11 protein-coding genes and 1 pseudogene are annotated in these 14,358 nt (G+C 52.0%); 7 read left to right on the top strand and 5 right to left on the bottom strand.

Annotation, left to right across the window (positions count from 1 at the left end; genetic code table 11):
- Positions 1-158: 158 nt before the first annotated feature.
- Both L2097_RS08640 and L2097_RS08635 read left to right on the top strand, forming a co-directional pair.
- Positions 159-1,154: a LacI family DNA-binding transcriptional regulator gene (locus tag L2097_RS08640; protein ID WP_047370736.1), complete on the top strand. Its 996-nt coding sequence runs from the start codon at positions 159-161 to the stop codon at positions 1,152-1,154.
- 356 nt (positions 1,155-1,510) lie between these two features.
- Positions 1,511-2,688, top strand: a pseudogene (locus L2097_RS08635) (dienelactone hydrolase family protein).
- Positions 2,689-2,854: 166 nt separating this feature from the next.
- Here the strand turns inward: L2097_RS08635 and L2097_RS08630 are convergent.
- Complete coding sequence (locus L2097_RS08630; RefSeq protein ID WP_047370734.1) at positions 2,855-3,256, bottom strand: RidA family protein; 402 nt, start codon at positions 3,254-3,256, stop codon at positions 2,855-2,857.
- 143 nt (positions 3,257-3,399) lie between these two features.
- On the opposite strand from L2097_RS08630, the gene L2097_RS08625 reads away from it, so the two are divergent.
- Positions 3,400-4,005, top strand: coding sequence for a TetR/AcrR family transcriptional regulator (locus tag L2097_RS08625; RefSeq protein WP_142518808.1), 606 nt, complete (start codon positions 3,400-3,402; stop codon positions 4,003-4,005).
- On the opposite strand, the gene L2097_RS08620 is transcribed toward L2097_RS08625, so the two are convergent.
- The gene (locus L2097_RS08620; RefSeq protein ID WP_250352604.1) at positions 3,984-5,453 is read right to left on the bottom strand and encodes an MFS transporter; all 1,470 of its coding nucleotides are present in this window, start codon (positions 5,451-5,453) and stop codon (positions 3,984-3,986) included. The genes L2097_RS08625 and L2097_RS08620 overlap by 22 nt on opposite strands.
- Before the next feature lie 286 nt (positions 5,454-5,739).
- On the opposite strand from L2097_RS08620, the gene L2097_RS08615 reads away from it, so the two are divergent.
- Entirely contained in the window at positions 5,740-6,609 is an 870-nt protein-coding gene (locus tag L2097_RS08615) for a LysR family transcriptional regulator (RefSeq protein ID WP_250352603.1), read from the top strand.
- Between the two features lie 186 nt (positions 6,610-6,795).
- Here the strand turns inward: L2097_RS08615 and catA are convergent, their stop codons facing one another.
- Entirely contained in the window at positions 6,796-7,473 is a 678-nt protein-coding gene (gene catA / locus L2097_RS08610) for a type A chloramphenicol O-acetyltransferase (RefSeq protein ID WP_047370731.1), read from the bottom strand.
- 276 nt (positions 7,474-7,749) lie between these two features.
- Positions 7,750-8,670: an AraC family transcriptional regulator gene (locus L2097_RS08605; protein ID WP_250352602.1), complete on the bottom strand. Its 921-nt coding sequence runs from the start codon at positions 8,668-8,670 to the stop codon at positions 7,750-7,752.
- 104 nt (positions 8,671-8,774) lie between these two features.
- Between L2097_RS08605 and L2097_RS08600 the strand changes: the two genes are divergently transcribed.
- The 3 genes from L2097_RS08600 (at position 8,775) to oqxR (ending at position 11,133) form a co-directional block, all read left to right on the top strand.
- Positions 8,775-9,608 (top strand): oxidoreductase, encoded by an 834-nt coding sequence (locus L2097_RS08600; RefSeq protein WP_250352601.1) that lies wholly within the window; start codon positions 8,775-8,777, stop codon positions 9,606-9,608.
- A gap of 207 nt (positions 9,609-9,815) precedes the next feature.
- Positions 9,816-10,334: a DUF2569 family protein gene (locus L2097_RS08595; RefSeq protein WP_250352600.1), complete on the top strand. Its 519-nt coding sequence runs from the start codon at positions 9,816-9,818 to the stop codon at positions 10,332-10,334.
- A 319-nt stretch (positions 10,335-10,653) separates the two neighbouring features.
- Positions 10,654-11,133, top strand: coding sequence for an efflux pump transcriptional repressor OqxR (oqxR, locus tag L2097_RS08590; protein ID WP_047370726.1), 480 nt, complete (start codon positions 10,654-10,656; stop codon positions 11,131-11,133).
- Between the two features lie 66 nt (positions 11,134-11,199).
- On the opposite strand, the gene oqxB is transcribed toward oqxR, so the two are convergent.
- A complete protein-coding gene (gene oqxB / locus L2097_RS08585) occupies positions 11,200-14,352 on the bottom strand; it encodes a multidrug efflux RND transporter permease subunit OqxB (protein WP_250352599.1) in 3,153 nt (1,050 codons plus the stop codon).
- Positions 14,353-14,358: the final 6 nt, after the last annotated feature.

Genomic DNA, 14,358 nt, shown 5'->3' with positions numbered 1-14,358 from the left:
CATTATTCTTTTGAGATCTGTGTCAAATTTTTGTTCCAAATTCGCAAAATCACAGGCTCAATGCTTAGAATAATGAGTTCATTTTTATGGATAATCTTTATTGTGAAGGTTCGCTTACGCAACGAGGATTGAGGCGTGCTTATGCTAAACGGAAGGTTATGGCGTCTTTAAAAGATGTGGCCAAAATGGCCAATGTATCGTTAATGACCGTTTCTCGGGCACTGAATAACCCTGAACGCGTAAAGCCTGAGACGCTTGCGCGGGTACAGGCGGCGATTGTGCATCTGAACTACGTCCCCGATCTGTCAGCAAAACAGATCCGTAATGTCGGAACGAAAAATAAAACGATTGGCGTTCTCGCACTGGATACGGTAACCACACCCTTTTCGGTAGAAATTACGCTGTCAATTGAGGAGACTGCCCGCGCACACGGCTGGAACAGCTTCGTGGTGAATATGTTCTCTGATGATAATCCTGACGATATTGTCGATCTTCTCCTTGCGCACCGACCCGGGGGTATCATTTTCACTACCATGGGGCTGCGAGAAGTGCGCGTCCCGCCAAAATTGCTTACGCATCCCTGCGTGCTGGCAAACTGTGAAAATAAAGGGGAGCCGGTTGCCTGTTATATCCCTGACGATGAAAAGGGGCAATATACTGCAGTACAGGCATTGCTGGCTGCAGGGTATCGTCGGCCAATTTGTCTGCATCTGCCCGCCAATCACCTGGCAACTTCCCGTCGCAGAAAAGGGCTGGAGCGCGCCTGTCGCGAGGCAGGCATTGATCCCGATACGCTGGATCATTGTTATATGCAATTTGGCGATGAACACTATCGTGATATTCCTGACATTCTGTTAGCGCATATTCATGAGGGGAAACCCCAGTTTGATTCGGTTATTTGCGGTAACGACCGTATTGCCTTTATGGTGTATCAGACCCTTTTGGCAAAAGGGATACGTATCCCGCAAGATATCGGGGTTATTGGCTACGATAACCTTGTAGGGATTGGCAACCTGTTTTTGCCTCCTTTATCAACGGTACAATTACCGCATTATGAAATTGGTCGGCTGAGTACATTGCACATCATTAATGGTGATGACAGCAACGAAAGGGTACTGGTTGATAGTCCCTGGTTAGCACGAGAGTCCTTTTGAGAAGTAATGAACAGGAAATCCTCATTCCTCACACGCTGCCTTTTCGTCAGAGAGGGCGTTGTGTGGGAATGAATATCGTGAGTTCAGGGGGGCAACGCAATGCTATTCTCGCTCAAGGGGGACGCGGCTCCTTTTATAGAGCTGTAGTACGATTGCGAGCCTGAATCTCACTTACGGCTGTTTTTTATCTATTGATGTTCACCGTAAATATTTGCTTACCTTAATATTCTTCATCACATCTGGTGGATTAAGAAACATAAGTCATAAATACATAGGTGCTGTCAGTATTCGCGTTTTTACCTGCCAGTACACAACTGCAAAGCGGTATATCTCAGGTCAATTAAGGATATCTTTTGATGTTCAGCCGTTTTATAACCCACCCGGCCTCTCTCTTTTTGTCATTGGTCGTGTCCCTTATAAGTTTCCCCGGGCACACTGAATCTTTCACGGACACCGCTGAACACCAGCAAATTGACGGGCTTATCAGGGAACCTCTGACGCTATCCGTCACATTAAGCAATGGTCAGCCTGCGGTACTTGATGCGTTTGTTACCCGGCCCGTGGGTAATAAGCCTTTGCCGGTGGTGTTAATCACGAATGGAACGACAGGGACAGCCGAGTTCGATCGCTGGGCGCTGAACCCAAACCGATACGCCTCAACAGCTATTGCATTTGCGCGCCACGGATATGCTGCTGTGGTTGTGTTGCGACAGGGATATGGCCAGTCCAGTGGCGCGGCAGAATATACAGGGCATTCGTGCATGCAACCCTTTCATCTGCAAGCCGGAGAACAGGACGTCCAAAATATGGTTGCGGCGCTTGGCGCTGTGCGTCGCAATTCATGGGCATCCGTTGATAACGCGATGCTGGTCGGCATGTCGGCGGGTGGATTTGCCGTTATCGCAACTGGCGCAACCAACCCGCCCGGCGTGAAGGCAATTATCAATTTTGATGGCGGCAGAGGCGCGATAGACGGGAAATCCCTTTGTGATAAGACGGGGCTGATGAAAGCGTACGCACAATACGGAAAAACCGCGACGATCCCTTCGTTGTGGCTGTACGCGCAAAATGATAAATCGTTTTCTCCCGAGATGGGCAAAGCGATGTTTGACGCCTATCAGCAGGGCAAAAAAAACGCTCAATTTGTCGTCATGCCTCCTATGGAAAGGATGGACATGTTTTCATGGATTCCGCGCCGGAAAGTTTCTGGTGGCATACCGTCGCCGCTTTTCTTGAACAGCACCATCAACCATTCCAGGAAATAGCCGCGCTGCCGGTTGTTCACCTCGTTGATCCGCCCGCGTTGAATGCGGCCGGGAAAAAAGCCTTCGCCGACTACCAAACCACGCAGCGATATGAAAAAGCATTTGCCAGCGACCCGCAAGGGGACTGGGGGGCGGCTTATTGGGCCAGAAATAGCGACGAAGCGGCCGCAACAGCCCTTAAGATCTGCTCAAGCCAACAACGCAGCGGCGCGCCGACATGTACGCTCTACGCAATAAACAATCATTATGCGTCGAAGGTCAGCCCCTGAAAGAGGCGCGTGCAGCGGGCAGGGCATTGTATTGCCGGGCTGAGGGTATCCGCTTCGTATCCCGTGAGATAGCAAGGAACAATCGCGGGGGAAGGTAAATGTAACGCACCCGCTCCCGCATATGGCTTCCCGGCATCAGAAGCGGTCGTCGCTCTGTTTCCTCTGGTTATGACTGATGAGCAGGAATTCGGGCAATCACTTTAATTTCAAAATCGAATCCTGCAAGCCAGTTGACGCCAACAGCAGTCCAGTTTGGATAAGGGGGATGCGGAAAAACAGACTGCTTAACCTGCATAATGGCGGGAAATTGATGTTCGGGATCGGTATGAAAGGTCGTGACATCAATCAAATCATCAAAGGTACATCCAGCAGCATCAAGCACCGCTTTCAGGTTATCGAAGGCAAGACGGACTTGAGCGGCAAAATCGGGTTCTGGCGTGCCATCTGCCCGGCTTCCGACCTGACCAGAAACAAACAGCAAGTCGCCAGAACGGATCGCGGCGGAATAACCGTGCTCATGATAGAGAGCATGGCGATGAGCAGGAAAAACAGGTTCGCGTTGAATCACAGGGTTTCCTCTTTTCAAATAGAGAGCACAGGTGGAGCAATCAAGGACGGAATGATTTAACATACGTGATGTATGTGTAATAGTTATCACATACATCGCGTATGTCAAGTGAGATACGCGATGTATGTCAAAAAGGAGAGGGTATGGCTGTTAACCGCCGAATCGAGGCGATGGAAGAAAATCGCGCAAAAATGATTTCAGCCGCGCGTAAGGCTTTTGCAGAAAAAGGTTTTGCTAATGCATCAATGGATGAGTTGACCGCAAGTGTGGGTCTGACACGCGGTGCGCTTTATCACACCTTTGGTGATAAAAAGGGGTTACTTGCCGCGGTCGTCACCCAGATAGATAGCGAAATGGCTCAGCGCGCGAAAGCGGCCGCCGAAACAGCCAGCGATGACTGGGAGAGATTGCTGGCCGAAGGTATTGCCTACATTAAGATGGCGCTGGACCCCGAAGTGAGGCGTATTGTCCTGCTTGACGGCCCGGCTTTTCTGGGAGATCCCGCTCAATGGCCCAGCCAGAATAGCTGCCTTGAATCTACCCGACAAACCCTGACAAGCATGATTGAACGCCAGGTCGTCAAAGAGATGGATGCAGCGGCCGCGGCGCATTTGTTGAACGGCGCGGCGCTCAATGCTGCACTGTTGATAGCCGCGAGCGACGCGCCGCAAAAGAGACTGCCAGAGGTTATTAAGGTATTCACACTGCTTGCCAGTGGGTTACGTAATCATTCAGGCGAATCGCAGTAAGATCGCTGCGGGATGCGGCTGGCCGGATCTGAGGCGCGCCGGATGAGAAGGAGACTTAATCCGGCACCCGTGGCGAGACATGCCGCCATCGCCAGAAGCGCGACAATAAAGGCATGGGTGATATTTGCGCTGCTTTTATCGTTATCGAGCATGCTGTAAAAAATGCCGCCGATGACGGCGACGCTCAGCGCAGTGCTGATTTGTAATGTCGAGCTGGTCACGCCGGCAATCATACCTGAAAATGACGGGGCAACGCGGCCTGTCACCATCCGCACCAGCGTTGGCATCGCCAGCCCCTGGCCAAGGCCGGTAGCAAAAAGCAGTATTGCGAGCGGCAGCATGGGGGGAGGGTTGCCCGTCAGCGTAGTGGCAATCAACCCTGCAAGGCCTGCTAAGCCTGAGGTCTCGCATCCCATCCCGATTGCACTCAGGTAATTTCCGACAAAACGCCTCAGATAAGGCGTCAGCAATGGTCCAATCAGAAAGCCGACGCCGAATGGCAGAAAAAGCAGGCCTGCATTGAGGGCATTTAAATGCAGGGCGTCTTGCAGATAAACAGAAAACAGAAGAAAGAAGGCACCGATGGAATAAAACAGCAAAATGATGGTCAGTCCCTGGCCCAACCCCGGAGCACGTAGCACCGCCGGATCAAGCAGCGGCGAACCGCCATAGTGGCGAAGACGTCGTTCATAACGCCATAACAGCGAAGCCAGCAGGGGAACAGCAAGAAGAGACAGCCACGTCCACCAGGGCCATCCCGCCTCACGGCCTTCCGTCAACGGAATAATCAGCGCGCTCAGCGTGGTTGTCGCCAGTAACATGCCGACGGGGTCCAGTCGCTGTGCAGATCGCGCCCGCGTCTCTTTTAGCAACGGCAGACCAAAGAGAATGACCAGCAGCGCCACCGGCAGGTTAACGAGAAAAATGGTCCGCCAACCAAGGTGAAACAGATCCGCTGAAATCAGTATCCCGCCCAATACCTGTCCGATAACGGAAGCCAGGCCAAACACAGCGCCATATATACTCAGCGCTAACGGCTTCTCCGCTTCCGGAAAAATAACCTGAACGGAGGCCAGCGCCTGCGGCGCCATAATGGCGGCTGTGGCACCCTGTAACATGCGCCCGGTAATCAGTACCCACGGAGACCAGGCCAAACCGCACAGCATCGATGCAGCAGCAAAACCGATAAGCCCAAGAAAAAACATCTTCCCACGACCATAAATATCACCCAGACGACCGCCGGTAATTAATGTCACCGCATAGACGGCAGCATAGGATGAGATGACCAGTTGTTCAGCAGAAGAAGAGGTGCCCAGCTCGCTTTGCATGGCAGGCAGCGCGACATTGACGATAAAAAAATCGAGCGGCGGTAAAAATGCACCAACCAGTAAAATGACAAACATTGCCCAGCGACGCGGCTCAGCTTGCGTGATGGTATAGGTCGACATAGAACACTCCACAGGTAACGGTTCAGTCCCCGGTAAGAGACGTTTCTGTAATGGCAAAATGGGCAGTTAGCCTGTCTGGACATGCTGGTTCGGGACGCACACTCCGCTGTCGCGGCAGCCACCGGTCTTGATGGCAACGTAGTCTTGTAATGTATTCATGCCGTAATCCTCTGAAATCACCGCCCAAGGGGGGTTGTTGAGGAGACTATGGTGATATCTACATAATTGTTTTGGAACTGACACTTTTGTATATTCGATGTTCATTTTTGAACGGTAAGGCAATGGCATGGAATGGGGCGACGTTCGGGTGTTTCTTGCTGTCATGCGTAAAGGGTCTTTTGGGGAAGCGGCCCGAAGCCTTGGCGTGAGCCATCCAACGGTGGGGCGGCGGATAAAGGCGCTTGAGGATGAGGCGCAGCAGGCGCTATTTCGCCGAACAAGTGATGGTCTGGTACTGACGGATGCTGGCGACAGGGTAATGACGCTGGCAGAAGCGATGGAAGATTCTGCGCTGGCGATGGAGCGGCGCCTGGCAGGTAATCACGAACGTCTGGAGGGGATCTTGCGCATCTCCTCAGCAGAGTGGTTTGCTAACTATGTTCTGGCACCTGTTCTGGTCGAACTGACACGCCGCCATCCGGCAATTGTGCCAGAAATTATCGCAAGCTACCGCTTACTCAATCTGTCGCGCCGTGATGCTGACATCGCCTTTCGCATCGTCCCTTTTACCGAACCGGATATTGTCCAGCGCCGCCTGATGAGCATGCCTTATGCGCTGTATGGAACGCCGGAAACCGCGTATATCGCGCAGCGTGATCCGGCCGCAGTGGGGCTTATCCTCATGAATACGGCACAATCCCACTTTTCCGATGTTGCCTGGCTGCTCGACAGGTTCCCTCAATCACGGCGCGTGTTCACCAGTACTAGCCGGGCCGTTCAGGCGCAGATGTGTCAGCGTGGAATGGGGATTGCCGTGCTGCCACGGCCAATTGGCGATGCCATATCCGGATTGCAGCGCATTCCCATGCCGGAGCCGCCGCCGTCCAAAGATATATGGGTGGGGTATCACTATGACCTCCGGCATATGGATCGCCTGCGGGTCATGCTGGATATCGCCGATATGATGCTTACCAATCCCGTGGCGACCGCAAAGTGATCTATACGGTTACCGGAATATTGGAGGGTGGAGATTGCAAGCCAGGTTGAGCAGGTCCGGTGAAATACTGCAACAGGCAGTGTAAAAAAGGTCTGTCCGGGTCATGCTATTAAAGTACGCTGTTCGCTCATGACAGACCTGACGGCTCTCCTTACTGCCTGCTCTGTACAAAAGGCGGCTGACACATCAGTTTTTGAGCCTTTCTGAATATTGCGATATGTCATCGCACAATTCTTGTAACTCGTTGATCAGCCTTGCAACATGGAAACCATCACACACGGCATGGTGTACCTGGACAGCGAGAGGCAACAGCACTTTTTCCCCTTGTTTATCGTATTTTCCAAGGGTGAACATCGGGGCAAAAAAATTATCCATGTGCGCAATGTTGATATTAAAACTGGTAAAACTTACCCAGGGGTTAGCTGAGACGAAAAATATATTTTCCCGCGATTCTTCCTTAGGGAGATAGGAAAGGTTATGACGATACTGTGCGACGTCTTCTGAAAAAACCTTCAGGAAGTGTTGAATATTACCATCGTAGTGACTCCACAATGACGAAAAAGTCTCCGTTTCATCATGGAAAATCGTATAGGCGGGATGACTATCATTCCATATGACAAGCTCATTGTTCTTTATGGCCATACGGAATTCTGCATGCCTGTTGACTATTTTAGCAAGAAGGAAAATTATCGTAGGGTAGAATTTCCAGCCGACACCCTGTATATGTTTTAGTAGCGCGGTAATATCTATTTGTACCGTTTGGCTAAATGTACACTGCGCGAAGCCCTGAAATGCCTCGTAATGTTCTTTCCTTGCCCACCGTGATAAGTCGACAGTTGTATATTCTGGGGTTGTGTTTTTCATTTTTATCCTTTGATTACCCATTATATTTCAAAGGCTAGCCTAAGATTTTTTCATGCATTAATCAAGCTTGCCGGTCTCTGAGAGTGAGTTAGCACACGCATGTATTGTGGGTCGTGTATTCTCATCCAAGGAAAAAGAATATTAAGTTTTCAATATGCCCGATAATGAAAATAGATTATGGATTTGCAGATATTTTTCTTTATACGACAGTGTCGCAGAATATCCGCCGATCGCTCAATACTGACGCCCCCGGTATATTCAGCCATGCCGACATTCTTAATGCGAAGAAACAAAAACCGATGCTTGTTGCGCTGGCGGCACGGCGAAATGACGCTGCATGCGTTTTATCTCCTCAGCCGGTGGCAGACCAAACAGGCGTTTAAATTCGCGATTGAATTGTGACGGACTTTCGTAGCCGACGGCATAACTCGCGGCCGCGGCGGTAATATGTTGACGCACCATTAACATACGCGCCTGGTGCAGGCGTACCGATTTTACATATTGCATTGGCGGCATACGGGTTATCGTTTTGAAATGGCTATGGAATGTTGGCACACTCATTCCGGCTTCCGTCGCCAGTTGTGCCAGCGTTAACGGCTCGGCGTAAGTGGCATGAATGCGCCGTAGCACTTTGCCGATTTTGCCGAACTGTCCTTGTAAGGCCAGGGCGGCGCGCATTGCATTGCCCTGTGCACCCGTCAACACGCGGAAATAGAGCTCACGTAGCCGCCCGGGCCCGATGATCTCAGCCTCAAATGGATTATTCAGGACCTCAAGCAGACGCAGAACGGCCGTTTTTACCGCGTCGTCCATCGGGCTCGACATCATACTTTGCGGCGCAGCGGGAGGATGCGGGTTGTCATGCTGTTCGATCTGCAACATCAGTTCAGCCGCAAGTTGAAAATCCAGATGTATATAAATCGCCAGCAACGGATGTGCTGGCGAAGCGTCGGTTTCCATGACAAACGGGACCGGCACCGAAACTGCCAGGTAATGTTGCTCATCATATAAATAGGTCTGTTGCCCGAAAAAACCGCGCTTGCTGCCCTGACAGACAATCACAATCCCCGGATCGTAAAGCACGGGCGTTCTGGAAAGCGGGCGATCGGCGCGCAAAATTCGCACATCAGGCAACGCAGTCAGGTTGTAACCCTCCTGTACTGCAAGGGCGTTCATTAAGGTGAGCATCCTGGACATCATCGTCCCTCATAAGATCAGGCAAGGAAAAGAGAAAATATGGCCTAAAAATGCCGCATGACAGAGAATACCATGCAAACTCCACTGTTCATGGAGTTCTTTTTATGACATTTGCAAAAACCATTTTAATCACTGGCGTCAGCAGCGGCTTTGGTCGTGCGCTGGCGCAGGAAGCCCTCGCCGCAGGCCATCGGGTTATTGGGACTGTGCGCAACCGTGAAGCAAAGCAGACTTTCGAAGCATGTGATGCCGAGCGGGCTTTTGGGCGCCTGCTTGATGTCACGGACTTTGCGCGTATTGATGAGGTGGTTGCGGAGATCGAAGCCACCGTTGGTCCGGTTGATATCCTTGTGAACAACGCGGGGTATGGTCATGAAGGGATACTGGAAGAGTCCTCTCTTGAAGAGATGCGCCGGCAGTTTGACGTGAATGTGTTCGGCGCAGTGGCGATGATCAAAGCGGTGCTACCCGGCATGCGCCAGAGACGTCGCGGTCATATTATTAATATCACCTCGATGGGCGGTTTTATTACCATGCCCGGCATCAGTTATTACTGCGGCAGCAAATTTGCGCTGGAAGGGATATCAGAAACGTTAAGCAAGGAGCTTGCCCCGTTCAATGTATATGTCACCGCTGTAGCGCCGGGCTCGTTTCGTACCGACTGGGCCGGCCGCTCAATGGTCCGCAGCGCTCGCTGCATTGCGGACTATGATGCCTCATTCAAGCCAATTCGTCAGGCCCGTCAGGAAAAAAGCGGTAAGCAACCAGGCGACCCTGTGAAAGCCGCACACGCCATTCTGGCATTAATTGAGAGTGAAACCCCGCCCACGCATTTGTTATTAGGCAGTGATGCATTACGTTTAGTGCGGCAAAAACTCGCGGCCCTGGATAAAGAAATAGAACAATGGGAAAAAGTCACTCGCTCAACAGATGGTTGATGAAGATCTGCTACAGCGTACAGTAGTTGGACAATGATGGCCGGTTATATAACCGGCCATTTCGCGTGGGTAGGGCGCGTTGATCTTACCTTTACTCCTGACTACAGTGGTGAGCGCGCAATTATCCTAAAGAATGTTCACATTTAGCCGTTAATTAACCCTGGAATGAAGCAAGTTCGTTAAGAACAGACACAAAAAGGATGAATAATGACGGCGACCCCTTTCAAATGGACGTGCTTAACCTGTGATAAGGAAATTGCGCAACATCTTGAATATTGTGAAGAATGTGAGGAAAAACGATACAGGAAAATTGGCGGTCTGTTGTTCCTGCCACTCCTCAATATGTTGCTAATGGCCTGGGATTATTTCACTTCTCTGGTTGTAACGTTAAAACTTGCTATGAATTCGCTCGGTCATATACCTGTTTATCAGACGTCCTGGCTTTTTATTGCCGTGGGGATTAACCTGATTTTACTGCTGCTGGTTATCTATGTTGTGTCTCTTTTTCTGCGTAAAAAGAAAGCGTTACCAATGGCGTATAGTGTATTGCTAATCACCAGTATCGCGATCATGCTGATTGACCGGGTCATCGCTTCATACTTATTTGCGCCTCTTGCGCTGAACTTCGCCCTTATTATGCCTATCGTCAGGTATATAATTTACGCTTGCATCTGGATACCTTATTTCCGTTGTTCTGTTCGGGTTAAAAAGACGTTCGTTTGGTAGCATCATATATCCTTCATGTCCGGGCACATATATTGCGCATGAAATGAACGTTTCGTGCTTCAAATACCTCAGGTCAGGGATGGAAAGTTTTTGCTCTGTAACAGTTGCGCGCAAGATACCTTCGGGGACTCCCGGCGGATCAGGGAGTTAGCTGACGTTGGACAGCGTTTGCGACACCCGGTGGAAACTCTTTTTTACGAGTCAGGTCACTCGTTGATTGCTTCAAAAAAATTGCTGTATTTGTTATATTATTGCTCATTGGTTATTCACCTCTGCGGTGCCAAAAAGAACAAGATTCACCGCGACCCAGGACAATAAAATGTTAGATTACCGCTTCCCGACAGCTTTGCAGATGGTTCTCAGCGTAGCGATGGCGGAGCAATCAGGTGAACGTTCGACGAGTGCGATTCTGGCCTACGGTCTGGAAGCGAATCCGAGCTTTATCCGCAAATTGATGGTGCCTCTCACGCGTGACGGCATTATCGTCTCAACCCTTGGCCGCAACGGCTCTATTCATCTTGGTCGTCCGCCCGAACAGATAACCCTACGCGATATCTACCTGTCTGTGATAGAAGATAAAAAACTTTGGGCGTCGAGACCTGATGTGCCAGCGCGCTGCGTGGTCAGCGCCAATGCGTGCTGGTACTTTAAATCTATCGCCGATGAAGCAGAACAGGCCTCATTAGAGGTGTTAGCTCGCCATACCGTGGCAAGCGCGCTGGAAAAGGTCAAAAAAGCGGATACCAGTGGGTGTGACCCGGTGCCTGAAATTGAGGTCCGGTGTAAAAAAGCGCTTTAACGCTTTTCTTATTGCGAAAAAAAACCGCCTTCACTGTGAAGGCGGTTTTTTGTTATCTGCAACAACCTACGCAGGCAACACGTCGTTTACCGGTTTGCCGCGCGTAACCAGTTTACGTAGCGTAACGTAAAATACCGGCGTCAGGAACAGACCAAACAGCGTCACGCCCAGCATACCGGAGAACACGGTGATCCCGGTGACGCCGCGAACTTCTGCTCCCGCGCCATGGCCGAGGATCAGTGGAATGGTCCCGGCGATAAAGGCGATGGAGGTCATGACAATCGGGCGTAAACGCAGGCGGCAGGCCTCAAGCGCGGCTTCCATGATCCCTTTGCCCTGAATTTCCAGTTCGCGGGCAAACTCGACGATAAGAATCGCGTTTTTACACGCCAGCCCCATGAGAACCACCAGACCCACCTGTACGAACACGTTGTTATCGCCGCCGGTCAGCCAGACGCCAAACAGCGCGGAGAGCATCGTCATCGGCACAATAAGGATCACCGCCAGCGGCAGCGTCCAGCTTTCATACAGCGCCGCCAGCACCAGGAAGGCCAGCAGAACCGCGACCGGGAAGACAATCAGCGCCGTATTCCCCTGAGTGGCCTGCTGGAAGCTCAGATCCGTCCATTCAATATTCATCCCGTTCGGCAGGATCTGCTTAGACATCGCATCCAGCTGCGTCATCGCCTGCGCGGAGGAGAGGACGCGAGGATCGGCATCGCCAATGAGATCCGCCGCCGGATAACCATTGTAACGAATCACCGGGTCCGGCCCGTAGGTGGTATGGATATTCACCATACTGCCGATGGGCACCATTTCGCCCTGATTATTACGGGTGCGCAGATTAGCAATATCCTCCACGCTTTCACGGTATGGCCCATCGGCCTGCGCCATCACGCGCCAGGTACGCCCGAACTGGTTGAAGTCATTCACATAAGACGAGCCCAGATAGGTTTGCAGCGTACCGAACAGATCGGTCAGCGACACGCCCTGCGCTTTCGCCTTGTCACGGTCAACCTGCACATCCAGTTGCGGAACGTTCGCCTGGTAGGTAGAGATCGGGAAATGCATCCCTGGCGTCTGCATAATCGCACCTGACATCGTATTCACCGCATTTTGCAGTGCGCCATAGCCAAGACCTGCGCGATCCTGAATATACAGTGAATAGCCTGAACCCTGACCCAGCCCTAAAATCGGCGGCGGCAAAATGGAGAAGCCGAAGCCTTGCTGGATTTGGGCGATTTTCGCATTGATCTCAGCGTTAATTTCCGCCGCAGAGTGTTTACGTTGATCGAATGGTTTCAGACCAAAAAAGACCGTCCCGGTATTTGGTGTATTGGTGAACTGCAACGCATTAAGCCCCGGGAAAGCGACCGCATAATCCACGCCTTCGGTATTCATCCCGATTTCGCTCATTTTGCGGATCACCGCATCGGTACGTTCCAGCGAAGAACCTTCCGGCATTTTCACGCCGCCAATTAAATAGAGCTTGTCCTGGGTCGGAATAAATCCGCCGGGGACGGCTTTAAACATGACACCAGCGGCACAGAGCAACAGCACGTAGACCAAAAACACTGCACCGCGTCGTCCGAGCGTTTTCCCCACCAGTCCCTGATAACCGTCAGAGCTACGGTGGAAAAAGCGGTTGAACGGACGGAAAAGCCAGCCGAACAGGCGATCAATAAGCCGGGTTGGGAAGTCTTTCGGGGCACCGTGCGGTTTTAACAGCAGGGCAGCCAGAGCAGGGGAGAGCGTCAGTGAGTTGATGGCGGAGATCACCGTCGAAATCGCGATCGTCACCGCAAACTGTTTGTAGAACTGACCGGTAACCCCGGAGAGGAACGCCATCGGCACAAACACCGCGCACAGCACCAGCGCAATCGCGATAATCGGCCCGGACACCTCACGCATCGCCTGATGCGCTGCCGCAAGCGGAGCGAGTCCCTCTTCGATATTTCGCTCAACGTTTTCCACCACTACGATGGCGTCATCCACCACAATACCGATAGCCAGCACCAGCCCGAATAAACTCAGGGTATTTAGCGAGAAGCCAAGCAGGTAGAGAATGCTGAAGGTGCCCACGACCGATACCGGCACCGCGATCAGTGGAATGATCGACGCGCGCCAGGTTTGCAGGAACAGAATCACCACCAGCACCACCAGTACCACTGCTTCCAGCAGGGTTTGTACGACCGCGCGAATGGAATCGCGAACGAAAACCGTCGGATCGTAAGGTGCCGCCCATTGCATATCTTCCGGGAAGCGCTTAGACAGCTCGTCCATTTTGGCGCGCACCGCGTTAGACAAATCAATCGCGTTTGCCCCCGGCGACTGGAAGATACCAATCCCGACCGCGTCTTTATTGTTAAGCTGGGAGCGCAGCGCATAGCTGCCGGAGCCCATTTCGATACGCGCCACGTCGCGCAGGCGTACCAGCGAGCCGTCTTGCGCCGTTTTCAGAATTATATTGCCAAACTCTTCTTCCGTATGCAGACGCCCCTGGGCGTTAATGGAGATCAGGAAATCACTCTCTTTCGGCAGCGGCTCGGCGCCAAGCTGGCCAGCGGAGACCTGGACGTTTTGCTCCTGCATCGCCGTCACCACATCCGAAGCCGTTAACCCGCGTGCCGCCACTTTATTCGGATCCAGCCATATACGCATCGCGTATTCGCCCGAACCAAAAATCTGGATCTGGCCGACGCCGGGCAGACGCGCCAGTTCATCCTTCACTTTGAGGGTGGCGTAGTTACGCATATACAGTGAGTCGTATTTACCGTTGGGCGAAAACAGATGCACCACCAACGTCAACGTCGGCGACTGTTTCTGGGTAGTGATACCCAGACGCCGCACATCTTCCGGCAGACGCGCTTCGGCCTGCGATACGCGGTTTTGTACCTGAACCTGCGCTTGATCCGGATCGGTACCCGGACGGAAAGTGACGGTCGTCACCAGTACGCCATCGGAGCCGGCGACAGATTTCATGTACATCATGTTTTCAACGCCGTTGATGGCTTCTTCCAGCGGCGTTGCCACAGTCTCGGCAATGACTTTCGGGTTGGCACCGGGATACTCCGCGCGCACCTGCACGCTCGGCGGCACGACGTCAGGATATTCGCTGACCGGCAAAAGCGGGATAGCGATTAACCCAGTGATGAAAATCAGAATCGACAGCACTGCGGCAAAAATCGGCCTGTCGATGAAAAAACGGGAAAAGTCCATGTGTCG

It is taken from the genome of Citrobacter sp. MNAZ 1397 (assembly GCF_023613995.1).
In the GTDB taxonomy this organism is placed as follows: Bacteria; Pseudomonadota; Gammaproteobacteria; order Enterobacterales; family Enterobacteriaceae; genus Phytobacter; species Phytobacter ursingii.
Note: the sequence above shows the minus strand (reverse complement) of the source record. Positions and strands in the feature narration are given on the sequence as shown.